Below are 596 nucleotides of genomic sequence, written 5' to 3' on the forward strand. Positions count from 1 at the left end.
TTACTTCTTTTGCTTCGCCAGCTACCGCTTCTGATGTTACGATCGCTTCTCCACCTTTTGACGCTTCATATACACGGACAATGTCACCTTTTTTCAGTTCTGACACTGTAATTGTATCTTCTGCTTCCACTTTATTATTTGACACTGTGATTTTTTCTACTGCTGGTGCCACCGTTGTTGGCTCTGCTTCGTACTTCACTGTGACTCTCTTACTCTCATCTTTATTCGGCTTCGTTACTGTTACGTATACTGTGCCGCCTGTTTCTACTAGTAAATCTGCTTTTTCAATCTTCACTTCTGTCGCTTCTTTTGCTACTGTCGCTTTTCCTAATTCTTTTCCTTCTGTTGATGCATCATATACTTTTACAATATCACCTTCAGTTACTTCACTCACTGTGATTGTATCCACATCTCCAGCTTTATTGTTCGCTACTTTTACTGTATCCACCGCTGGTGCCACTGTTATTTGTGATTCATATTTCACCGCTGTACGAGCACTTTCTAGCTCATTTTCACTTTGTACACTTACGTACACTGTGCCACCTGTTACTTTTAGTAAATCTGCCTTTTTAATCGTTACTTCTTTTGCTTCGCCA

1 pseudogene is annotated in these 596 nt (G+C 40.3%); it reads right to left on the reverse strand.

Features of this window, described 5'->3' with window-relative positions:
• A pseudogene (locus DN390_RS31485) lies at positions 1-596 on the reverse strand (hypothetical protein); the annotation flags it as partial.

The organism is Bacillus sp. SH7-1, assembly GCF_008042405.1.
Taxonomy (GTDB): Bacteria; Bacillota; Bacilli; order Bacillales; family Bacillaceae_G; genus Bacillus_A; species Bacillus_A thuringiensis_N.